Source organism: Luteibacter jiangsuensis (assembly GCF_011742555.1).
Classification (GTDB): domain Bacteria; phylum Pseudomonadota; class Gammaproteobacteria; order Xanthomonadales; family Rhodanobacteraceae; genus Luteibacter; species Luteibacter jiangsuensis.
The window spans coordinates 39,996-62,940 of the sequence record NZ_JAAQQR010000001.1 but is presented as its reverse complement, the minus strand read 5'-3'; the positions used below and the strand labels follow the sequence as shown (position 1 = coordinate 62,940).

The 22,945-nt window shown below is 66.8% G+C and carries 18 protein-coding genes; 7 read left to right on the top strand and 11 right to left on the bottom strand.

Features of this window, described 5'->3' with window-relative positions:
• Genes icmH through HBF26_RS00265 form a run of 6 tightly spaced genes read left to right on the top strand, consistent with a single transcriptional unit; the run spans position 1 to position 9,197 of the window.
• Positions 1-1,290, top strand: coding sequence for a type IVB secretion system protein IcmH/DotU (gene icmH / locus HBF26_RS00290; protein WP_167121938.1), 1,290 nt, complete (start codon positions 1-3; stop codon positions 1,288-1,290).
• The gene (gene tssM, locus HBF26_RS00285) at positions 1,287-4,667 is read left to right on the top strand and encodes a type VI secretion system membrane subunit TssM (protein ID WP_167121937.1); all 3,381 of its coding nucleotides are present in this window, start codon (positions 1,287-1,289) and stop codon (positions 4,665-4,667) included. The genes icmH and tssM overlap by 4 nt, the downstream gene beginning before the upstream one ends.
• Entirely contained in the window at positions 4,664-5,239 is a 576-nt protein-coding gene (tagF, locus tag HBF26_RS00280) for a type VI secretion system-associated protein TagF (RefSeq protein WP_167121936.1), read from the top strand. The genes tssM and tagF overlap by 4 nt, the downstream gene beginning before the upstream one ends.
• Positions 5,236-5,958 (top strand): PP2C family protein-serine/threonine phosphatase, encoded by a 723-nt coding sequence (locus HBF26_RS00275; RefSeq protein ID WP_167121935.1) that lies wholly within the window; start codon positions 5,236-5,238, stop codon positions 5,956-5,958. The genes tagF and HBF26_RS00275 overlap by 4 nt, the downstream gene beginning before the upstream one ends.
• A gap of 3 nt (positions 5,959-5,961) precedes the next feature.
• The gene (locus HBF26_RS00270; protein ID WP_167121933.1) at positions 5,962-8,883 is read left to right on the top strand and encodes a bifunctional serine/threonine-protein kinase/formylglycine-generating enzyme family protein; all 2,922 of its coding nucleotides are present in this window, start codon (positions 5,962-5,964) and stop codon (positions 8,881-8,883) included.
• The gene (locus tag HBF26_RS00265) at positions 8,883-9,197 is read left to right on the top strand and encodes a hypothetical protein (protein ID WP_167121931.1); all 315 of its coding nucleotides are present in this window, start codon (positions 8,883-8,885) and stop codon (positions 9,195-9,197) included. The genes HBF26_RS00270 and HBF26_RS00265 overlap by 1 nt, the downstream gene beginning before the upstream one ends.
• Positions 9,198-9,218: 21 nt before the next feature.
• Here HBF26_RS00265 and tssA read toward each other — a convergent pair whose 3' ends face one another.
• The 8 genes from tssA to HBF26_RS00225 form a co-directional block, all read right to left on the bottom strand.
• Positions 9,219-10,256 carry a type VI secretion system protein TssA gene (gene tssA / locus HBF26_RS00260; protein WP_167121929.1) on the bottom strand — a complete coding sequence of 346 codons (1,038 nt, stop codon included), beginning with the start codon at positions 10,254-10,256 and terminating at the stop codon, positions 9,219-9,221.
• A complete protein-coding gene (locus HBF26_RS00255; protein WP_167121927.1) occupies positions 10,243-11,223 on the bottom strand; it encodes a LysR family transcriptional regulator in 981 nt (326 codons plus the stop codon). The genes tssA and HBF26_RS00255 overlap by 14 nt, the downstream gene beginning before the upstream one ends.
• A 254-nt stretch (positions 11,224-11,477) precedes the next feature.
• On the bottom strand, positions 11,478-12,650 hold the full coding sequence (locus HBF26_RS19380) for a nuclear transport factor 2 family protein (RefSeq protein ID WP_167121925.1): 1,173 nt from the start codon (positions 12,648-12,650) through the stop codon (positions 11,478-11,480).
• Positions 12,651-12,758: 108 nt separating this feature from the next.
• Positions 12,759-13,589, bottom strand: a complete 831-nt coding sequence (locus HBF26_RS00245; protein WP_167121923.1) for a LytR/AlgR family response regulator transcription factor — start codon at positions 13,587-13,589, stop codon at positions 12,759-12,761.
• Positions 13,586-14,716: a sensor histidine kinase gene (locus HBF26_RS00240; protein ID WP_167121921.1), complete on the bottom strand. Its 1,131-nt coding sequence runs from the start codon at positions 14,714-14,716 to the stop codon at positions 13,586-13,588. Before HBF26_RS00240 ends, HBF26_RS00245 begins: the two co-directional genes overlap by 4 nt.
• A 131-nt stretch (positions 14,717-14,847) precedes the next feature.
• Positions 14,848-16,335 carry a multicopper oxidase domain-containing protein gene (locus HBF26_RS00235; RefSeq protein WP_167121919.1) on the bottom strand — a complete coding sequence of 496 codons (1,488 nt, stop codon included), beginning with the start codon at positions 16,333-16,335 and terminating at the stop codon, positions 14,848-14,850.
• 55 nt (positions 16,336-16,390) lie between these two features.
• Positions 16,391-17,680, bottom strand: coding sequence for a retropepsin-like aspartic protease (locus HBF26_RS00230; RefSeq protein ID WP_167121917.1), 1,290 nt, complete (start codon positions 17,678-17,680; stop codon positions 16,391-16,393).
• Positions 17,681-17,716: 36 nt separating this feature from the next.
• On the bottom strand, positions 17,717-19,135 hold the full coding sequence (locus HBF26_RS00225) for an MFS transporter (RefSeq protein WP_167121915.1): 1,419 nt from the start codon (positions 19,133-19,135) through the stop codon (positions 17,717-17,719).
• A 153-nt stretch (positions 19,136-19,288) separates the two neighbouring features.
• Here HBF26_RS00225 and HBF26_RS00220 point away from each other — a divergent pair, with 153 nt between their 5' ends.
• Entirely contained in the window at positions 19,289-19,927 is a 639-nt protein-coding gene (locus HBF26_RS00220; protein ID WP_167121913.1) for a TetR/AcrR family transcriptional regulator, read from the top strand.
• Here the strand turns inward: HBF26_RS00220 and HBF26_RS00215 are convergent.
• Genes HBF26_RS00215 through HBF26_RS00205 form a run of 3 tightly spaced genes read right to left on the bottom strand, consistent with a single transcriptional unit; the run spans position 19,869 to position 22,943 of the window.
• Entirely contained in the window at positions 19,869-21,383 is a 1,515-nt protein-coding gene (locus tag HBF26_RS00215) for a class I adenylate-forming enzyme family protein (RefSeq protein WP_167121911.1), read from the bottom strand. The genes HBF26_RS00220 and HBF26_RS00215 overlap by 59 nt on opposite strands.
• Positions 21,380-22,129, bottom strand: coding sequence for a CoA-transferase subunit beta (locus HBF26_RS00210; RefSeq protein WP_167121909.1), 750 nt, complete (start codon positions 22,127-22,129; stop codon positions 21,380-21,382). Before HBF26_RS00210 ends, HBF26_RS00215 begins: the two co-directional genes overlap by 4 nt.
• The gene (locus tag HBF26_RS00205) at positions 22,122-22,943 is read right to left on the bottom strand and encodes a CoA-transferase (protein ID WP_167121907.1); all 822 of its coding nucleotides are present in this window, start codon (positions 22,941-22,943) and stop codon (positions 22,122-22,124) included. The genes HBF26_RS00210 and HBF26_RS00205 overlap by 8 nt, the downstream gene beginning before the upstream one ends.
• Between the last annotated feature and the right edge of the window lie 2 nt (positions 22,944-22,945).

The following is a 22,945-nucleotide window of genomic DNA, read 5'->3' as shown; positions in this document are numbered from 1 at the left end:
ATGACCCATGATTCCCGCAGGCCGATCGACGACGATGCCACCGTCGTCCGGGCCGCACCGGCGTACCCCACATCTCCGGCCCGGTCGCCGCGGCCGGCACAGGTACCGGACGCCGACGCGCCGCTCCCCGAAGCCGGCGGCAACCGCCTGGTACGCGCGGCCAATCCGATCCTGCTGCTTGCGTCGCAGTTGCGGACCACGGTGGACATGCCCGACATCGGCCTGCTGCGCGAGCGCAGCGTGGACGCCGTGAAACGATTCGATGCCGCCGCGGAAGCCGCCGGCGTCGACCGCCAGGCGGCCATGACCGCGCGCTACGTGCTGTGCACGATGCTCGACGAATCCATCCTCGATGCGCCCTGGGGCGAGCAGACGGGCTGGCAACGGCAGACGTTGCTCGTGACCTTTCACGGCGAAGCCTACGGTGGCGAGAAGTTCTTCCTGATCCTCGAGCATCTCTCGCGAGACATGCTACGGCACATCGACCTCGTCGAACTGATGTACCTGTGCCTGGCGCTGGGCTTCGGTGGCCGCTATCTCGTCGAGCCCGGTGGCCTCGCGCGTCTTGCCGACCTACGCGAGGACGTCTACGCGCGCATCAGGACCTACCGCGGCACGCCACCGGAAACCCTGTCCACGCAATGGCAGGGACTCGACCGGCCGCTGGTGTCCCGTCGAGGGTGGCCCCTGGGCCTTGCCCTGCTGGCCGGACTTGTCGTCGTCGGTGGCGTGTGGGTGTTCCTGCACAGCCGTCTGAACGGACTGGGTGCACCTGCCAATGCCGCGCTTGCAGACATCGGTCTGCACGGCGTGCCGCTGCCTTCCACGCCGGGCACCCCGGCGCCTGCACCGGCGCGACTGCGCGACCTGTTGGGGGACGACGCCCGGAACGGCCTGGTCACCGTCGAAGACAACCCGGACGGCCGTTCCATGCTGCATCTGGCAGCGACCGGCATGTTCCCCTCGGGCGGTGCCGATGTCGCCGCGAACGATGAGGCGCTGATCGGGCGCATCGGCAAGGTGCTCGACGGTCTGCGCGGACGCATCGTGGTGGTGGGTCATACCGACGACCAGCCGATTCGCTCGACGCGGTTCAAGGACAACTTCGAACTGTCGACGGCCCGCGCGAAGAACGTCGGCGCGATCCTCGCCCGGCAGCTCGCCGATCCCCGCCGCATCGAGACCAGTGGCGCAGGCGATTCGCAACCCGTGGCGACCCCTCCGTCCCTTCCGGCCAACCGTGCGCGCAACCGTCGCGTCGACATCCTTTTCATTCCGGAGGCTGGATGAAAGCCATGCTTCGCAAACCCTGGGTTCCGGCGGGGGCGGCCGTCGTGCTCGCATCGCTGATCGTGTGGTTCGGCGGCCCCTACCTGGGGATCGGCACGAGCCAGCCCCTGGCGACGGGGGCGTCCCGTGCGGGACTCATCGTCATCGTCGTCCTGGCCACCGTCTGCGTCTTCCTCGCCCGTCGCATGCTCGCCACGAGGCGCGGACAGCAGTTCGGCGACGACCTCGCCCGCGACGATGTCCACGACGGCGAACGGGATGCGCGCATCCGTCACGAACGCGAGCAGCTCAGGAAGCGTTTCGCGGACGCACTCGCGGCCTTGCGCAAGCGCAGGGCCGACGGCGGCACGCTGGAGAATCTGCCGTGGTATCTCATCCTGGGTTCGCCCGGATCGGGCAAGAGCACGCTGCTCGAAAACTCGGGCCTCGACTTTCCGCTCATGCACGGCGATGGGGGCAAGCGCACCGTCGGCGGGGTGGGTGGCACGCGGCTGTGCGACTGGTGGTTCACCGACCAGGCCGTATTCCTCGACACGGCAGGCCGCTTCACCACGCAGGATTCCGACCCGCGCGCCGATGCCCAGGCGTGGGCGGGCTTCCTCGATCTCTTGCGGCGATACCGGCGGCGGCGGCCGGTCAACGGCGTGCTCCTGGCCGTGAGTGTGCCCGAGCTATTGGGCATGCACACCGCGGAGCGCGAGCACCATGCACGGCGACTGCGCGAGCGGCTGGATGAGATCGGCGATCGGCTCGGAGTGGCCGTGCCGGTCTACGTCGTGCTCACCAAGATGGATCTGGCGGCCGGCTTCGCGGCCTTCTTCGACGACATGGATGCGGTGGGCCGCGCACAGGTGTGGGGTACGACGTTCCGCGCCCGCGAAAGCGTGGAAGGGACGGCGCCGGGCGTCGTCTCCACGGCCTTCGAAGGGCTCATCGAGCGCATCGACCTCCGGATGGCGGGACGCATCCACCACGAACGCGATCTGCGCCGCCGTGCGCAGATCCTTTCCTTTCCCCAACAGCTGCGTGCCGTCAACGAGGTGGTGTCGCCGTTCGTCCGGCAGGTCTTCTCCCGTCATGCCTACGGACGCTCGCCCGTGCTGCGCGGCGTGTACCTGACGTCGGGCACGCAGGAAGGGACGCCCATCGATCGCGTGCTGGCCGTGGTGAGCCGTTCGTTCGGTCTGCGGTCGGATACCTCGCCGCCCGAGCGACGCCCGGCACGCACGTATTTCGTCGAAAGGCTGCTGAAGGAAACCATCCTCCCCGAGGCCGGCTTCGTCGGCGCGGATCCATCCGCACTGCGACGCCGGCGCCTGTATGAAGTGGCAGCGCTCGGTGCCGTGGCGGCGACCTGCGCGGCACTCACCGTGGGCATGGCGACAAGCTATGGCCGGAACGCCGACCTCCTCGCGCGCATCGATGCCCTCGTGCGCGGTTTTCCCGATACGGCCCCGCAGCCGGACGACCTTCGCGCGTACTACGGCCAGGCGCTTTCGAGGCTGGACATCATTGCGCGCGCGGACAAGGCCGTGGCCGAAATGAGACGCGTGCGCCCGTTGTCGATGCGCTTCGGCCTCTTCCAGGCCGATGCGCTCGGCGAACAGGTCCGCGATGCCTATATCCGTGAAATCAACGCCAGCGCGGTTCCCGGCGTGGCCATGCAGTTCCGCGACGGCGTGCGCAGCGCCGCCGGCGACCCGCAGCATCTGTACGACGCTCTGAAGGGGTATCTGATGCTCGGCGAGCCCGCCCATCGGAACCCTGAGGAACTTCTGCTCCTGATCGGCGAGCGTTTGCGTACCGTGCTTCCTGCCGACGATGCCCTCGACGTGGCCATGGAAGACCATCTGCGCATCCTGTTCGACGGCGGCGATCATCTGCGCGCGTTGCCCCTCGATGCGTCGCTTGTCGATGCCGCGCGTGCTTCGCTCCGCGCCGCCGATCTGGCCACGCTTGTCTACAGCAACGTGAAGCTGGCGAACGGAACGGGCGATGGCGCCGTCCGCCTCGACCGCACGCTTGGCCTGCTTGGCGACGTGTTCCGGCGCAAGAGCGGCGCGCCGCTGTCGCGTCCGTTGCCGGCGCTCTATACCCGTGCGGCGTTCGCGCGGATCACCGGCGGTAACGGCGGCGGCACCATCGGCACGGCTGTCGACCGTTTCGTGGCCGAAGACTGGGTACTGGGAGCGCGCTCGACCGATCTGCCGCAACGACCGGCGCTGATCGCACGTGTGCGGGAGCTTTACGTCAACGACTACATCCGTGCGTGGGACGAACTCATCAACGACCTGTCCATCGAGCCGGTGGCGAACGTGCAGCAGGCCAGCGGCGTGGCGTCGCGCCTCGCGGGCCCGGGGTCCCCGCTCAAGGCGCTGCTTGCGCTGGTGCGGGACAACACGACGCATCTGGTGCCGGCGGGCTCGCCGCCGTTCGACGCACCGATCGCGGAGCATTTTGCCTTGCTCGACCAATTGACCGAAGGGCCGGCCGGCGGGACGCCGCTCGACCGGATCACGGCCGACCTGGAGCAGGTCAGCAGGGCGCTGCTGTCGGTGAATCCGGCCAGCGGCAGCGCGACCGATCCGTCCATCCTCGCCGCCAGGCAGGAAGCATCGCGCCTGCCCCCGCCACTGGATGCCTGGATTGGCGGGCTCCTCGGCAGCAGCCAGTCGCTGGCACAGACCAGTGCCACCGACGCGCTCGGGCAGGCCTTCCGGCAGGCGGCGGGCAACGATTGCGCAGCGATCGTCGGCGGTCGCTATCCGTTCTCGCCGGAGAGCGGGAACGACGTGCCACTGCAGGATTTCGCCACGCTGTTCGCACCGAACGGCCGCTTCGACCGCTTTTTCCGCCAGTCGCTGGAGAGCAGCGTGGATACGTCCGCAGCCACGTGGACGCTGCGCGGCGACGCCGGACGCCGCCAGCGTGTGCCGATGCTTGCCGATGCGCAGGCCGCGGACACCATTCGGCAGGTCTACTTTCGCGATGGACCACAGCCGGACGTCGGCTTCACCGTTTCCGCGAACCCCCAGACGCTTTCCCGCCTGACCGTGGAAGTGGACGGCCAGGTTTTCGAGTACAAGGCGGGTGAAGCGGTGGCCCCGGTGGCGATGCACTGGCCGGGACCGAAGCCGGGACTGACGCGCATCAGTGCATGGGACGCCACCGGCCGCGCCTTGCCGGTGCTCGTCTATCCGGGCCCGTGGGGGCTCTTCCATGCCCTTGATGCTGCCGCCCTGCAACGACGGACCGACACGCGCTTCGGCGCCACCTTCGATTTCGGCGACACGCGGGCGGTTGTCGATATCGACGCGGCCAGCGTGCGCAATCCGTTCGGCGACAGCAGCGTCCGCCGCTTCCGGTGTCCGGCATGAGTCGGCGGACCGTGGCGGGTTTCTTCGGCAAGCTGCCTTCGTTGGGCGATTTCGTGTCGCGCCGATTGCCTTCGGCATTTACCGATCGCTGGGACGCTTCCGTGAGCGCGTGGCTTGCCGAGGGTCTGGCGAAGCGTGCCGGCCAGCGCGAGGCCGATTTCCTCGCTACGCCGCCGTGGCGCTTCGCGCTTGCCGCGGGCGTATGCGGCGAGTCGGCATGGGTAGGCGTCCTCGCGCCGTCGCGGGACAGCGTGGGTCGCGTGTATCCCCTGATCGTTGCCGCCGCGACGGATGTCTTGCCGGGCGGATGGCCGCGCGTGCCCGCGCCGCTCTGGTTCGATGCGGTGGAGGCGGCGTGCGAGGCGGCGAAGGGCAAGCCCCTGGTTGCCTTCGATGCGTGTATCGCCGGTTTGCCCGATCCGGCGGGCGTACCGGCCGACCCGTTGCGCCGCGGCCACTCGCCCCGCGATCGGGTCGGCTTCTGGCGGCACGACCATAAAGGATACGTCGCGCCGACCTTGCCTGGGGCCGACGCGGAAGGCTGGCTCTTCGCCGATGGAGCGCCGGCATGACGCGCCCGTATCTTTCCGCCGGGCGGACGGAGACCGGCCGCGTGCGCCGTTTGAACGAAGACGCGATCCTGCTCGCCGACGGTCCGGGCCTTTGGGTGGTCGCCGATGGCCTCGGCGGACACACCGCCGGCGACTTCGCCAGCCAGATGGTGACCCGTCGATTGGGCACGCTGCGTTTCCGCGGCGATCTGGCCGGTCAGATCGAGGCCGTCGAAGACGAGATGACCACCGTGAACCACCTCTTGCGGGATGCGGCACGGGAGCGGCGCGTCGACGTCATCGCCTCCACCGTGGTGGTGCTTGTGCATGCGCGCGAGATGGTTGCCTGCGGCTGGGCCGGCGACAGCCGCGGCTACTGCTTCGACGACGACCGGCTCCGTCAGCTCACGCGCGACCACGTGCATGGCGCGGGCGACGACGTGACCCGGATCGGCCACATGGGCGCCAGCACGATGGCCGGCGCACTGACGCGCGCCGTCGGCGCGGACGAAGAACTGCACATGGACTGGGTGATCACTCGTCGTCAGCCGGGCATGGGCTTCGTGCTGTGTTCGGACGGCATCAACAAGGAGCTGGCGGACACCGACATCGAAGCGGAGTGTCGACGCCACAAGACGCCTTCGTCGCTCGTCGACAGCCTGGTCGACTGCGCACTCTCGCGAGGCGGGCGCGACAACATTTCCGCCGTGGCCGTCTGGCTCGACGAATTCGAGGATTGAGCGATGCATGAAGACAACGACGCCACACGCGTGGCCCCCGTGGGCGGCGCGCGCCGCGACCACGATGACGACCGCACCATCGTCAAGCCCGTCAGCGACGCGCCGTCGACCAGGACGGGCACGGGTACGCAGTCCGGCTCCGTCGGCACGAGCGAAGCATGGGAACGCCTCGCGACGCTAGCGCCCGGCGAAAGCCCCACGGTCGGCACCGTGCTCAAGGGACGCTTCTTCCTCGAGCGCGAGCTTGGCCGCGGCGGGATGGGCGTGGTGTTCCTGGCCCGGGACGAGCGCAAGGTGGAAGCCCGCGACCGCGATCCCTACGTGGCCGTGAAGGTGCTCAACGACCAGTTCCGCAAGCATCCGGATTCGCTCATCGCATTGCAGCGCGAAGCGCGCCGGGCACAGCAGTTCGCCAACGACCACATCGTGCGCGTGTACGACTTCGACAAGGACGGCAGCAACGTCTTCATGACGATGGAATACGTCGAGGGCTCGGACCTGCGCGCGTTGATGCGCAGCCGCGGCCGTGACGGGCTCCCTTTCGCCGAAGCGTGGCCGCTGATCGAAGGCATGGCCGCGGCACTCCAGCGCGCGCACGAGGCCGGCGTCGTCCACTCGGATTTCAAGCCCGGCAACGTCATGGTCACCGCGGCGGGCGTGGCCAAGGTCTTCGACTTCGGGATCGCCCGTGCCGGCCACGTGGCGCGCGACGGCAACGTGCCGCGCAACGGTCACGACGACGAGACCGTGTTCGACGCAGGCACCCTCGGCGCCATGACGCCCGCCTACGCGAGCCTGGCGATGCTTCGTGGCGAACCGCCGGCGCCAGCCGACGACGTCTATGCGTTCGGATGCGTGGTTGCCGAGCTGCTTACCGGCCACCACCCCTTCGGCAAGAAGACGGCGGAGGAAGCATTGAGCGCCGGGCTCAAGCCACCCGTCGTGCCGGGCCTCGACAAGCGACAGCAGAAGGCGCTGGCGGATGCGCTGGCCGTGACGGCCGAACGGCGTACGGCGGATATCGCCACGGTGCTGGCCGGGTTGCGCCGCCGCCGGCTGCGCGAACGCGCGACACCGTGGGTCGCCGCGGCGGTGGTGGCCGGCGTGGTTGCGACCGGCGGCGTATGGTATGCCTCGCACCGTGCGGAACAGCAGCACGTGGCCGACACACTGCGACGGTTCGATCCCGGACAACCGGACGCCTTCACCGGCGAGGATCAGGTGCGTCAGGGCCTCGGCAGCCTGACCGGCGACGAGCGGCGGCGCGTGGTGGTCGACGGCGCCGATACGATCGACGGTTTTCTCGTGCGCCAGCTGGCCGCGCATTGGGACCCAGCCAAGGGGCGGCTCGACTACGCCGGTGCAGAGCGCACGTTCGCTCTACGAGCCGAGCTGAAGACCTTTGCACCGAAGTTCGATCGTCGTCGCGACGAGGTGATGCATGAGCGCGAGGATCAGCTCAACCGGCTCGACACGGCGCTGAGCGAAGCCATCCTTGCGGGACGGCTGTTCGGCGACGCGGCCGACGACGTTCCCGCGATCCTTGGACGCATCCGTTCGGTCGACCCGACCAGTCGTCTGCTCGCCAATCCCGAACTCGAACTCAAGTTCGGCATGGCCGTCGAAGCTTCGCAAAAGCAGGGCGACACCGCGGCCGCAGAGAAACAGCTTGCGATCGCCCGCACGTGGTTTCCTGCGTCGAACCGACTGGCAGCGATCGCCGAAACGCTCAAGGGGCCGGCGCCGGCGACATCCGCCGCCGTGCCCATGCCGCCGCCCACCCAGGACGGCACGGATCTCGCCATCGCCGAGCGGACGTCGCGCCTGGAGTCGCTGCGTCATGCATCGGCCGCGGGCGACCTCGACAAGGCGCTTGCAAGCTTCCGCGCATTGAACGCGGGGGCGACGGCACCGCCGCCAGCGGACGACGAAGCAGCCGGCCTGCTTGCCCAGGCCGCGCTCGCGGCGGCCCGCAACGCTTGCGCGGCCGGCCGCTGGAAAGACGCAGCTGCGAGCATTCAGACGGCGCTCGACGCGACGGGCGAGCGGACAGACCTGCGTCGGGCCAAGACGCGTTATGACCTCGCCGTGGCGGTCATGAATGCCGCGAAGGCACCGAGTGTCACCAGCGCCGAGCAGGACGACCTGAGCAAGCGCCTGCAAGCGGCGCGGCAGGACGATGCCGCCGGCATGAAGGACATGGAAGCGGCCATGGTCGCGTCGAAGGGTCTGCCCGAGGGCACGCTCGACAACGTGCTGAAGAAGCTGCGTGCCACGGCGACGGCCGGCCCGGTCGCGGGCACGCCGCGCGATCCCTGTGCACGGAAAGGCCTTGCGGGTACGACCCGCGAATGCTTCGACACGTTCGCTGTCGGTGCCTATGGGCCGGCGATGGTCGTGATTCCGAATGGCCGCAAGCCCTTCGCCATGATGCGTACCGAAGCGACCGTCGCGAACCTCGACCAGTTCTGCCGCGCAACCCGGACCTGCGCCATCAACCGCGGCCAGAATGCCAACGATCCGGCGCGCTCCATTCCGGTGGACTTCGCTCGCCGTTATGCCGCGTGGCTGACCCAGATAAGCGGCCATGTCTATCGGCTGCCCACCGAGCAGGAATGGCTGACGGCCGCCCGGGGTGGTGCCAACTGGGCCGGCGACGGCGATGCATGCGGCGAAGCGTCGTCCGCTCTGGGCCGGCTGATCCATTCGCCCGAACTGGGTCCCGCCACGGGCAAGGCGAATCCCTGGGGCCTGGTCGGCGTCACTGGCGGTGTGTGGGAGTGGGTCACGCGCGGGAGTGCGCTCGCGGTGCGCGGCGGAAGTTTCCGCAGCGGACCGGCGCAGTGTTCCGTCGATGCCACCCGCGCGTCCGATGGTACCGCCGACCGGGACGTCGGGTTCCGGCTGGTCAGGGAGATTCGCTGATGGACTGGTCGCAGCGGATCAACCGCAGCTTGCTCGAACTCAGCGACGCGCACAGCGCATCGCGCATCCGCACCGACGAATATCGCTGGCGTCGACGCGAGCTCCTGGGAGAGGCGGCCGTTGCCGCCCGGCGGTATGCGAGCGAGTCGGGTGGCCGTCTCGACATGCCTGCGCGGCGACGGGATTGCGCCGTGCGGAAGGGCGCGCGCCATGCCGGTGCGAGCAAGACCAGGACCGTGCTGGCGGTGATGCTTTGCGTGCTGCTGGCTGCGGTAGCCGGAGGCGCGATGTTTCTGTGGCTACGCCTGGCCTGACCGGAACGCGACGTGACGAGGTCAGTCGACCTCGTCCTCGCCGGCGATGTTCTGAAACTCGGAGTAGCCGCCCGGGGCCAGGGCCTTGAGAAGCTCCGCGAAACCCAGGCCCACCAGGCCATGGGCCCGACGGAGGATGGGCCGTACCGGACTGGAAGGCTCGTGCACGGCATACCATGCACAGATCTCGTCGATGAGCCGGCGCACATCGTCGGGGCCGCGGATGGGGCCGCGACTATGCGGGCCCGCAGACGCGTCTCCGATCGTGCCCTCCGTGCCTTCGTCCGCCGCGCCATCCACTCCGGCCCCCGACGTTCCCGGAAAGCGCCGCGCAAATGCCGCACGGAGGAAGGCGTCGAGTTCCCGCAGCTCGCGACGCATGCCGTCGAAGTCGGGACCCTGTCCCGGCGTTCGTGTCGCGAACAGACCGTCGATGGCGTCGAGGTGCGCGAGTACGTCGGACACCGCTGCGACGGTGTCGCGGAGCGTGGCCTCGTCCACATGCGACACCACCGCCTCGATATCGTCGGGCGACGCATCCGCCCGGACCGGCGCGTCCTCGGTCCCCTTGAGGCTTCCCGACATGATGCGGAGATCGCGCAAGGTAAAGCTGCCGATACGTTCCACACGCAGCACCTGCGTACGCCGCAGGTAGGGCATGACGTCATCGACAGCCGCCAGGGCACCGACGGCATTGATGCGCTCGACGGCATCTTCCTCGTCAACGACCGGGTGCACCTCGTCCCAGAACGCTTCCAGCCACCCGCGCACAAGTCCTACGGCACGCGACCATGCGGGTAGACCGCCTGTGCGCAGCCATGCGGTGGCCAGGTGTGCGCCCACCCGGACATCTCGCGTCCGGTCGAGAAGTGCCTCCGCCTGGCGTGCCACGTCGCGCCAGTCGGGCTCTTCGGCCTCTCGCACGGCGTCGCCGATCGCGCGCTCCGGCGTGGTCGCGGCAACGGCCTCCAGCGCGAGGAACGCGCTGTCGTATTCGAGGTTGGGGCCGCAAGGTGGCGTGTCGCTGAGGGGCAGGGCGAAGCGGTCAGTTATATCCACGGGAATGGGGCTTGGGTGACGGAGGGAGGTAGTTGTCGACGGTGCGGCGCAGGGCATCGAGGCGCTGGCCGACCGTCATGATCTGTTCGCGCAGCCATCGGTGGGCCGGCCGCTTGTCGAGCCGTTCCGGCCACGCCATGGCAACGGACATGTTCGGGATATCCATCGGGATGGAGAATGCCTCGACGCCCGGTCCCACGGAGTCGACCATCGACAGCGGAATGGTGCAGACGAGGTCGGTCGTGAGCAGCACCGGGCCTATCGAATCGCCGTCCGGTGCGGAAACGACCACATCGCGCCGGTAGCCCTGTTCGGCAAGGTATTGGTCCATGAGCCCATCCAGGCGACCGATCGGCGAGACGATCATGTGACCCAGGGCGCAATACTCCGCCATGGTCAGCGGGCCGCGCCCCCTCGGATGGCCGGCGCGCTGCACCATCACGAAACGATCTGCCACCAGGGGCCGTGCCTTCAGGCTCGGGGGTATCTGCTCACTGGGTACGAGAAGGACGTCTATCTCGCCGTGCTCGAACTGGGCGAGCACATTGATATCTTCGCGGCCGACGCGGAACGCGATGCGCAGGTCGCGGTTGTGCCAGGCGTCGAACGACCTGATGAGCGGGCGGGCAAAGGTGCCGATGGCGCTGAACGAGCCGGCGACGCGGAACGTCGCGGCGTCGCGCGACGGGTCGAATGTCTGGTCGAACTCGCTAAGGGTGCCGATCTGTGCGAGAGCATCCCGCAGGGTGGCGGCCATTTCCTCGGCCTTCGGTGTCGGCACCATGCCGCGTCCCGTCTGCGAGGGCACCAGCAGCGGGTCGTTGAAGAGGCGGCGCAGACGTGCAAGGTGTCCGGAAAGCGCCGGCTGGGTGACATTGAGCCGCAATGCCGCGCGCGTGACGTTGCGTTCCTCCAGAAGCACATCGAGCGAGACCAGGAGGGGGAGGTCGCTGGGTTTCAGGTTCATTGGACACTACAGGTGAGTGCGGAGGGGGAGCGCACCGTCCGATTAAAGGCCAGGACCGCAATGCGCGATACCCCCAGAAGGGGCATTTGCACCGTCCGTTTTCCGACATGTGACGGAATACCTTTGTGCGTTCACGCTCCTGAACCGTTGCGCGTGATCGTGCCGATCCGGTGCCCTTTGTCCGGTCCCCGTTCCATTCCGTGATGTACGACACATATTGCCCGCGTCGTCGGGCTCCCCAGCGGACCTCACACTTACTGAACGGGGCTCGCGGCGTTCAGCAGCCTGATCATTTCATCGGCCACCTTCTTTGTGGATGCAGGGTTCTGGCCTGTGACGAGTCGCCCGTCCGCCTGCACATTAGCCTCCCAGTTGGTGGCGGCCCGGAACGTCGCTCCCTTGTTTTCCAGCGCTCTTTGCGTCAGGAAGGGGACCACGCGATCCAGCTTGATTTCACGTTCCTCCCGATCGGTAAAGGAGGTGACCGTCTTGCCCGCGACCAGGTATCGGCCATTAGTGAGCTTCACGTTGATCAAGGCGGCAGGGCCGTGGCATACGGCACCGACCACACCGCCGTGCTCGTAGATCGTCCTGGCGATGGTCTCGCTGCTGCCGTCGCCGGGCAAATCCCACATCACGCCGTGACCTCCCACGAAATATACAGCTGCATATTTCTCTGGATCGATCTCCGATAACTTCCTCGCGTTGAATATCGCATCGACGGCATCGGGGTGACGGATAAACCACCTCTCGGTTTCGTCGTTCAGGTCCGCCCCGTGGAAGTAGGTTTGCCCGCCCTTGGGACTGGCGAAGTCGACGTCGTAACCTGCATCGTGAAACGGCTTGTATGCCCTGGCGGCTTCACCGAAGTGGAAGCCCGTCTTCTTCCCGGTGGTTCCAAGCGCTTCGTGGCTCGTGATGACGAACAGCACCTTCTTTCGGGCGGGGTAGAGCGAGTAGACCTTGCTGGCGATAACCCAGCTTTCACCGATCTTCAGGAGATTTATGTAGTCTGCATAGATCTTCTCGCCGCAGTTCAGCACCACTTTTCCCTGGGCGGCGCCGCCTGCGACATCTACGGAAACGATCCTGCCGGAACAGGCAAGCTTCTTGCCCGGGGTGAACTTGCCGACATAATCGGCCAGACTCCAGATGGAAAGGCGTCCGGTGTCCGGATTGCGGAAGCGAAGATCGGCCTGCTTGTCGAAGGCGCGCGTCAACCTTTCCATATCGCTGTTGTTTCTTCCTTCGATATAGTCGTTGAGCGTGCGGCGAATTGCATCCTCGTCCGTTTGTGTGTTCTGCGCGAATACGCTGGCCGGCGCCATCAGCAGGCACAACATGAACAACGTTTTCTTCAGGCCGCCAGCCATTTTGGCCGGCATCTCGTGGTGGCACATATTCCCCTCCAGGACCCAGGTGGCCATCGACCGCTTCTATGCAGCGTTTCACGATCAGCTTGGTTTCTGTTCCGGACGCAGGCAATGCCGTTCACCGCGTGTTTCGCACGGCTCGGCGCGGGAGCAGGGGAGGGCCTACTTGAACAAGGCGATTCGGTCGCGGTACCCGCGCGAGAGCTTCAATTCCTGCCCGCAATCCAGCGTGAGGAAATATTCGCCGTTGACGTAGGGCCGCAGTGACTTAACTCGCATTGCGTTGATCAGGATGGATCGATGGATGCGAGGGAAACGGGCCGGATCCAGGCGCTTTTCGATCTGCCCCAGGGTGGTCCGCACGACGTGGTTTTCCCCGTCCGTGTGGATGCAGACATAATCGCCGGCGGCATCGATCCAGCGGATGGTTTCCAGGGGAAGACGCAGCGTCCGTGTGCCATCGCGGATCGCCAATGGTGCGCCGGAGGGAGGGGGTGGGCACAGGTGACGCGCCTCCAGCGCTTCCTCCAGGGTAAGCGCGGGCTGTCCACGGAGCGAGCCGAGCAAGCCCAGGAGCCTGGAGCGATGCTCGCTGGCGTCACGGCGCCCCAGGGCCTCGCGAACGCGTAGCAAGGACTGGTGCAGCCGCTCGTCGTCCACGGGCTTCAGCAGGTAGTCGAGGGCGTTTACCTCGAAAGCCTTGATCGCGTAATGATCGTAGGCGGTGACGAACACCACGAGCGGCATCTTCTGCACAGGGATGGCTCGGAGCGTGGCAAAGCCATCCATCCCAGGCATCTGCACGTCCAGGAACAGCAGATGGGGAGAGTGCTCCACCACGGCCCGTATCGCTGCTTCGCCGTCGCCCACTTGGGCCACGATGTCGATGTGAGGGTCGCCGGCCAGGCGCAGTTCGAGTCCACGCCGCGCCAATGGCTCGTCATCCGCAATGAGCGTCCGGATCGTTCTCTTGTCGGTTCGCCGTCGACTCATTCGCCCGCCGAGCCTCCCACCTCGAATGGTAACTTCAGGACGACCATGAAGCCCCCTTCATCCCTGCTACGTGCTTCGAAACTCTGGCGCGCGCCATACAGCATGCGCAATCGGTTGCGCGTGTTGGCCAGACCGACGCCGTTGCCGTGCGTAGCATTATCCGACGGCGCGGGATCCGTCTCGGGGGGCGACCCACCTGGGCCGTCGTCCAACACGGAAAGTACCAGGCTGTGATGCTCGCGTCCGGCGCGCACGATGAGCGTTGTGCCTTGGACCCGCTGGGCCACGGCATGCTTGATAGCGTTCTCCACCAGCGGTTGCAGCAACAGGCTCGGCAGCAATGCGGGCCAGCAGGCATCGTCGACCTCGATCCGCACGGTTAGTCGCTCTGCAAACCGGACCGTCTCGATGTCCAGGTATAGGCGCGTGGCATCGATTTCCTGCTTCAACGTCACCAGCTGCATCGGATCCGCGTCCAGCGAATGACGCAGGAATGCACTCAGCCGCTGCACCATACGATTGGCGTTCACAGGGTCGCGATCGAGCACCAGGGTGGATATGGCATTGAGCGCATTGAAGAGGAAATGCGGATTCAACTGATACCGAAGCATCTTCAATTGTGCCTGGTGTGCCATCGAGGTCGCGACCAGGGCTGCCTCGGTCTGCGCACGCAGCTTGCGCCAAGTGGTGATCACCAGATACAGGCTGACCCAGCCCACCACCATATACGTCTGGCTTCCCATGTAAGCCGCGTAACCCATCCATGAACTCGGTACCCGGCAGCCGCCGCACCATCCGTTCAACAGGATGACCGCGTAAGTAATCCCCATGGCTGCGCTCACAGCCAGCACCGGGCCAATCATGAGCATTGCCAAGCGTACGGGGGGCATGCCACTCAGCGCGCGTAGCAGATAGCGTAGACCGAGGGTGCCGAGGAACCCCGTGACGGCGACAGGCAGCAGGAGCTTCCACAACTCGTAGGACTTTCCATAGGCAAGAGCCGACAGATAGCCGACCAGAAAAACCCCGGCCCAGCCGGCGCTGTGGAGCCACCAGAACAGGGTCCGGGCGTTGAGTTCACCTGGGCCGCGCTTGCCGGCAACGATGGGGGCGGGATTCGAGGGCATGCATGGACGATAGCTCAAACTATGGTCTCTATCGCCGTCAGTGTGAAACGCATCGCCGAAGTGCAGTCGACACGGCTATACGAAAATCAATTGGTGGGCCACCACCGTGGTCGACCACGATCCCGCGCGCGTCATGTGCAGTCGAACAGCGCCATGAATCCGTAGTCCATGTGCAACTGCATGTGGCAGTGGAACAGCGAGAGCCCGCGCTGGTCGGCGGTGAAGTCGATATCCATCGACTGGTAGCCGCCCAACATCGCGACGTCCTTCAGGATACCCGCCGTCGGCTGACCCGCGATCCGGGTGATCTCGAAACTGTGGCGATGCAGATGCATCGGGTGGATGTCGTCACTGGCGTTGTGCATGCGCAGGCGGTAGCGCTTGCCGTACTGCAGACGGAACTTCGGCGTCATTGCCTGCATGTCGAAAGCCTGACCATTGATCGTCCAGCGGTTGAAGCCCTGCTCAGCGGCGTTCTCCTTGGCGAACGTCATCTCGATGATCTCGTCGACCTGGGCGGCTTGCGCGCCGGGAAGCGCGAAGCGTCGGTAGTCCCACGCAAACGGCTTGGGCGCTACCCACTTCGGCTTGCCCCGTTGGCCGGCGTATTCGACCACGATCCCCATGCCGCGCTCGCGGTCGTCGTCGGCCAGATCGCCGAGCACCCACACGCCCGGCCGGTTCATCTCCACGATGGCGCTGATGCGCTCGGCCGTGCCGATCCACAGCACGGGCACTTCGGCGGGGTTCGGCACCGGGTTGCCGTCGAGCGCCAGCACCTTGAACGTGTGGCCGGGCAGGGCGAGGCTGCGTACCTCGGTCGCGCTGCCGTTGATGATGTGGAACAGCACCCGCTCGCCCGCCTTCACGCGCACCGGATCGCCGTGGCCGAGCATGCGGCCGTTGATGGCGAAGGTCTGGTAGCCGACTTCGTAACCGTGCGCGGTGCCGCGGGCCAACGAAGCCTTCATGGCCGACTCGCCCGCCTCTTCCAGCGAGCGATCGCGTTGCCCGGGGGCAAGGAAATCCATCGCCATGTCGCCGCCCTTGCTGAAGAACGGATCGAATTCCTTGAGGACCAGGAACACTTCGCGGTCATACCGGCCCGGCTCGTGTCGCGGCTCTATATAGACCGGTCCCACCTGTCCGCTGTACTGCCCTCGGGTCAGGTCGCTGCCGGCCAGCACGTGCGTGTGGTAGAGGCGCAGTCCCGCCGGCCCGGGCGTGAACGCCAGCCGGCGCATGCCGTGCCCGGGGATGAACGGCGTGCCTTCCTCGGCGGCGCCATCGACCGCGACAGGCAGGAACTGGCCGTGCCAATGCAGCTGTTCGGGTACGTCGGTGTCGTTGTGTACATCGATGACTACGGGCTGACCCTCCTTCAGGCGAATCAGCGGCCCCGGGAACTGCCCGTTATAGGTCGTCGTCGACACGATATGGTCCGGCGCAAGCTCTACCAGGCTCCGGCCGATGCGCAGCGCATAATCCGGCTTGGCCAGCCCCTCGCCCGGTGCACCGGCGGCCCCGGTGGCAGCGGCATGCGCCCTGGATAGCTGCACGCCGAGAAGTCCGGCCGCACCGGTCGCGCCGCTGAGGCGAAGAAAGTCACGTCGATTCATCACGGCCACCCTCGATCAGCAGGCGCCTGATCATCAGCCTAAAACGCCGCAGGTATCAATTCCGGTCGATGCGAAAACGCATGGATCGGAAATCCAGCGTGAACCCGGCGGCATTCGCCCACAGATCCTGACCGAGCGTACCGAACATGGGCGGGCCGCCCGGCCCAGGCCGGCTTTCCGTTTCGATACGCACGTTCTTGAGCGTTATCTCGTCCTTGCCGATGGCGAATTTCCATGCAGGCTGCGTGACCGTGTCGAGACTGCGCGCGCCACCCAGGCCCGCCGAAGGATGTCGCGAGCGTGGCCAGGCGTCGGCACGATCCTTCACCTTCATCCAGTAGGCAGATGACAGGCTGGTGGTGCTGGAACCGGTGTCCAGGGCGAGGGGAACCGACTCTCCTTCGGTGGCGACCATGACAACCGGCGCCAGGCCGTCCATATAGATTTGCACGCCACCCTCCATGGAACCGGGCGCCGGTCCGATCGAGATGGCCTTGTCGCCATGGAAATGTATCTGGCCGAGCGCCTGGAACACGGGGAAGCCGAACGCAGCCGAGATCTGGTGTTCCCTGCCGGGCAGCTTCATGTGCAGCAAATCGTCGCGGACCACCAGCACCGCGACATGGCGAAGCGTCGCACTACCCAGGTGGATCTCCTCGACGACTGCCACCTCGCTTTGCACCGAGGTCCCGGTGGTGGAACCCACGCCCCCGGTCGTACCCTTGATCGAGAGGCCGAGGCGCCTGGCGAAACTCTCGCTGACGACCGAATAATTGGCGCCTGAGTCCAACATCCAGGAGCCGTCGACGCCGTTCGCCACGGCGTCGACGTCGAACGTGCCGAGGGGATTGCGCCGGATGGGCAATCGGGACGGCCCGGAAAATGTGATCGTCTGACGCGGCGAGCCGCTGAGAGCGGTGGCCAGGGCAAGGACATCCTTGACACCCTGCGCCGCCGTACCCAGGTCCTTCGAGTGATGCTCCACGGCTTCGCGCAGCGCGTTGGCCTGATCCCCGTATGCCGCGGCCTTCTGGTAGTCGTCGGACAAGGTAAGCAGCGCGTTGGTCGCGCGGGGCGAATGCCGTCGCTCCAGTTCGGGCAGCGCATGCTGGAGGGCGCGTTTCGACGCTTCGATATCGTTCAGCCGATTGGCAACGAGACCGCGCACGTAGTCGCCGTCGGCCGTGTCGGGCAACGTCGGCAACAGTGCGCTCACTTCATCCATGCGCCAGGCGTCGAACGCCGCTTCGGCCTGCGCGACGGGATCGGTCCGGCCTGCCATGGCGCAAGGTATGCCTGCACAGGCGAGTACGGCCAGCAGATGCCGGAAAGAACGTGTCTTCAAGGATAGGTGCCTTCTTGGGAAAGGGGGAATGGCCGATCAGCCGTGAATACGTGCCTGACGCCAGCTGAGCGCGGCAGCCAGGGCCAACGCGGCGCCGATCGTGAAAGTTGCGAAGGCGAAGCCGACCTGGGTAAGCCGGGCACCGCCGCCGTCGGGTGCGAGGGTGAAAAAGAGGCCGCCGACCAGCGCGGTCGCCACGGCTGCGCTGATCTGAAGCGTGGCGCTGACCAGTCCGGCGGCAAGGCCGGCCCAGCGCGGATCCACCTGATCCACATTCAGGCGGACGAGGGCGGGCAAGGCGATGCCTTGCCCCAGCCCGATCAGGAAGAGCGGCGCGGGAAGCCACGCTGGTGCCTGCGCCAGTGCCAGCATGCTGGCGGCAAGCGCACCCAGGACTTCAAGCAGCATGCCAAGAGCGGCCGTGCGCGCACCCATGCGCCTTGCGAGTCGCGGACTGCATAGCGGACCCAGGAGGAAGCCCACGCCCAGAGGCAGGATGGCGAATCCGGTGGCCAGTGCGTTGTGCCCCAGACCGACCTGTTCGTAGACCGCGAAAACGAGGAAAAACGGGGCGAGCCAGTAGAAGAAGAACGTTGCCGACAGGCTTCGCTGCAAGCCGCGGGCCTTCAGCAACGAGGGATACACCAGCGGTGTGCCACCTAGCCGTTCCTGGCGCCGCTCGAAACGCCAGAACGACACAAGCAGCGGTCCGCTGGCGATCAGCAGGACCACGCACCACCATGGCCAGTGTTGCTCCCGCCCCTCGATCAGCGGAACCACCAGGGCCAGGAGTCCGGCCGCCAGCAGCAACGCGCCCGGCACGTCGAGCCGCGCCGTCCGTTCGCCGGTGCTTTCGCGAAGCAGGACCAGCGCCGCCGGGACGGCCAGCAGGATGATGGGCAGATTGATCAGAAACACGCTGCGCCATCCCAGGCCAAGGACATCCGCGGAGACGAGGACGCCACCGAGCACCTGGCCGCCCACGGACGCCAGGCCGAAGGTGGCGCCGTACAGGCTCAGCGCGCGATTTTTCTCCGCAGCTGGGAACAGGGCGTGGATGGAGGCGAGGGACTGCGGAGCCATCACGGCTGCGGCGACGCCTTGGAGCAAGCGGCCGACGATCAGCACGGCGGGCGAGGGGGCCCAACCGCACAACGCGGAGGCGACCGCGAAACCAAGCATGCCACCCACAAAAGCGCGCTTGCGTCCGTATAGATCGCCCAGCCGGCCGCCAAGAATGAGCGTCACGGCATACGCGGTCGCGTAGACGGAAACCACCAGCTGGGCGACATCCGACGGCGCCCGCAGGTCCGTACGGATGGCGGGCAGCGCCACGTTGACGATGAAGAAGTCGAGCGGCGGCAGCAAGGTACCGGTCAGGAGCACCGCCAGGGCCAGCCAGCGATGCGTCTCGTGTGTCGAACGCTCGGACGCGCGGGGAGTGCCGTCGGGCATGGGAGACTCCGGGACATTGCGGTCGGGGACCGATGCGGGCGCGACGCATCGGTAATTCTGTATCGGTCGGTACATTAGTTGCGTATGCCGACATAGTCAATCTCTTCTATATCGATTAGTATTTAACTCGATACCTGATCGGAGGATGCCGCCATGGCAGTCATGGGACGCCCACGAACGTTCGATCGCGACAAGGCGGTCGACGAGGCACTGCACCTGTTCTGGCAGAATGGCTTCGAAGCGACATCGCTGAACCAGCTGAAGGCTGCCATGGGCGGTGGGATTTCCGCGCCGAGCTTCTACGCGGCCTTCGGGTCGAAAGAAGCGCTGTTCCAGGAATGCGTCCAGCGTTACCTGGAAACGTATGCGCAGGTGACCGAGTGTTTGTGGGACACCGACATCGCGCCGAGGGACGCCATCGAGACCGCCTTGCGCCAGTCCGCCAGGATGCAGTACGAACGCGGCCATCCCAGGGGTTGCATGGTCGGCTTAGGCGTCATGAGCGCGCGTTCGGAGGAGCATGCGTCGGTCAGTGCCGCGCTTACGCGCTCCCGATCCCGTACCCGCAAGGGATTCATCGCCTGTGTACAACGCGGCATCGACCGCGGCGAACTCGACCCGGGCGTCGCGCCCGAAGCGCTGGCCGCCGTCTTCGATGCATTCCTGATGGGACTGTCGGTGCTCGCGCGAGATCGGGTCCGCCTGGGTGTCGTCGAAGCCGGTATCTCTCAGGTCATGCTGGCGTGGGACGCGGCATCGCCGAAGCATCGTCGCGGGCCGCCATGCGCTTGAGGGCATGACGATCCACCTTGCCCAGGCTGCCGGTGGGGAGGGTGGGAAGGACGTGGATGCGAGCGGGAACGTAGACCCGTGACAGCCCCTGGAGCACGTGTTCGCGAAGGGCGCCCGGTTCGATGCTGTGACCGGGCTGGGCCACCACGAAGGCCACGGCCACTTCGCCCAGGTCGGCGTCGGGGGTGCCGACCACGCAGCATTCCTTCACCGCGGGATGCTTTTCCAGCTGGTTTTCGATCAGGCCAGGGGAGAGGTTCTCGCCGCCGCGGATGATCACATCCTTGATCCGCCCGGTGATGGTGACATAGCCCTCGTCGTCGAAGCGGCCCAGGTCGCCGGTGCGCAGCCAGCCGTCGACGATGGGGGATTCCACCTCGGCGCCGATGTATCCCTGCATCAGCACCGGGCCGCGGATGCGGATCTCGCCGTCCTGGCCCGGAGCCACGCGTTCGCTGCTGCCCGGCCGGAAGAGGGCCAGTTCCTGGCCGTCGAGCACGGTACCGATGCTGCCGACCTTCCGCTTGTGCGGCGGGTTCATCGTGGTAGTGCAGGTGGCCTCGGACAGGCCGTAGGACACGACGAGCGGTACCCCGAAGGCGTCTTCGATCGCCTCATGCAGCGCCGGCGTGATGGGCGCCGAGCCGCAGCGGAGGAAGCGGAGGGATTCGAAGCGCTCGCCCGGCTCCAGCCGCGACAGCACGCGCGAGTACATGGTGGGTACCCCCGTGACGTACGTCGGCTTGTAGTGGCGCAGGCAGTCGACGATGTCCTCTGCGCGGAAGCGTTCCACCAGCGCGATCTCGGCGCCGGCCAGCAGCGGCACTACCAGCTGGTTGTTGATGCCGTTGGTGTGGTGCAGCGGCATGATGTGCAGCAGTCGATCGGAGGGGGTCACGCCCGTGTGCAGCGCCACGCCGTGTGCATTGGCGAGCAGGTTGCCATGCGACAGCAGCACGCCCTTCGGGCGTCCGGTGCTGCCTGACGTAAAAAGGAGCAGGGCGCGGTCGCTTTCGTCCAGTTCCGGCGGCGTGAAGGGGGCCGACGAAGCGAGGCTGCCCAACGGCACCGCGCGGGCGCCTATCGCGGCAAGCGCTTCGCCACAGCCCGCCTGCTGCTCTTCGTCGTCGCAAGCCAGCAGGCGCATGCCCACCGCCTGCATGCGTGAGGCGAGTTCTTCCGCGGAGATGCGGGCTTCCATCACCGTGGGGCAGAGGCCCGCGCGCATGGCGCCGAAAAACGCTGCAACACATTCGATGGTCTTGGCGGAGGCGATGCCGACGAAGTCGCCACGACCCAGCCCGGCCTGGCCGAAGCCGGAGGCATACGCTTCGACGCGGTCCGCGAACTCGCCATAACTCACGGAGCGATCACCGACGATGAACGCGCGGCGGCCCAGGCCCGCATGCGCGCGCAGCGCTTCCTGAAGGATCAGGGACAAGGAACCGCCGGTCATGCGGCCGCCTCGGGGCGCAGCCGCACGCCCGCGTCGCGTTCGAAGGTGCCGGTGGGATCGAGGGAGCGCAGCGCGTCGCGCTCACGCTCGGTCGGCGGCTCCGCCGGACCCGCACCTTCGGCATCGAAGGTGAAGGCCGTGCGGGCGCGCACTTCATCGAGCGAGCTCTCGGGGTGCCAGGACTGCAACGCCAGGCGGCCGTCGCGTTTCACGAAAACGGCGATGGGCGTGACCACGCCGGCCATACCACCTGCCGCGGTGAGGAAGTCGAGCTTCTCCACCATCGTGCGGCGCGAGTGCTCGGTGCGCCAGGTGACGGCACGGCGCGCCGTCGGCAGCATCACCGCGCCGCCGCCACCGCCGGGCAGGCGCACCTTGGGGTTGTGCCAGTCGCCGATGCTCGAAACGTTCGTCTGGCCCAGGCCGTCGACCTGGGCGGCGCCCAGGAAGCAGAGGTCCATTTCGCCACGCGTGCACAGGTCGTAGAAATCCTCGTTCGAGAAGATCGAACGCGAGCCTTCCGCCAGCACGGGATCCGAACTGGAAATGGGAATGGACGACGGCTGCGGATCGACGCCACCGGCCACGTTGATGTAGGTGAACTCGAAATCGTACGCGCGCTTGGCCAGCAGGCAGGCAAGCATCGGCAGCGTGGAATTCACGCCGCTGAAGGTCACTTCATGCGGGCGCACGAAGCGGGCGAGGTTCGTCACGATGAACGAGAACGGCGACCACGACTCATGCATGGGCGGCCTCCTGGGCTTCCGGGGCGGCGGCAAGATGGGCGGCGAGCACATCGGCGCCGTCGGGCAGATAGGCTTCCACGGCGGGGTAGTCCACTTCGTAATGCGGCCAGCACGAGCCCGGCCATGCACCCCTGGGCACCACGGCGACGGCATCGACGAGGAAATGCGGGATGAGTGTCAGCTCGGGCTGGCTTGCGAAGGATTCGCTGCTGGCGACGCGCTCGGCGATCACCAGCACGCGCTTCGCGGAACGCGACATGATCCGGTCCCAATGCGAGGTGCCGAACACGCGCACGTCGCCTTCGGGGCTGACCTCATTGGCGTGGATCACCGCGAAGTCCGGCGTGATCCTCGGGATGACGTACACGGCTTCCCCGGTACCGTAGGGATCGGCAACCTTCTGCCAGCCGTTAAGTTCGGGCAAGGCGGAACCGTGCAGACCGCCACAGGGCTGGAACGGCACGCCGAAGGCGGAGGCGCGAAGTCCGGCGGTGAGGCTGGCGCAGGCGTGTTCTTCCAGTTCGATCTCCTTCTTCTCCACCGCCTTTCGGTAGTAGGGCGCGAGGCCGAAATTTCCTTCCATCGCCACGATCCCGGCGCGTGTGCGGCGCACGCAGCCCGCGCGGCACAGGATATCGATGTCGTAGCCCGGGCTTTGCTTGATGATTTCGAGATCGCGCTTGCCCTGGCGGATCAGCTCACGGACGAAGGCGAACGGGCCGCGGTGCAGGAAACTGCCACCGAGTGCAAGGGAACTGCCGTTGGCGACGAGCGATGTCAGTTCGCCGAGCGGAATGATCTTGGACGTGCTCACGG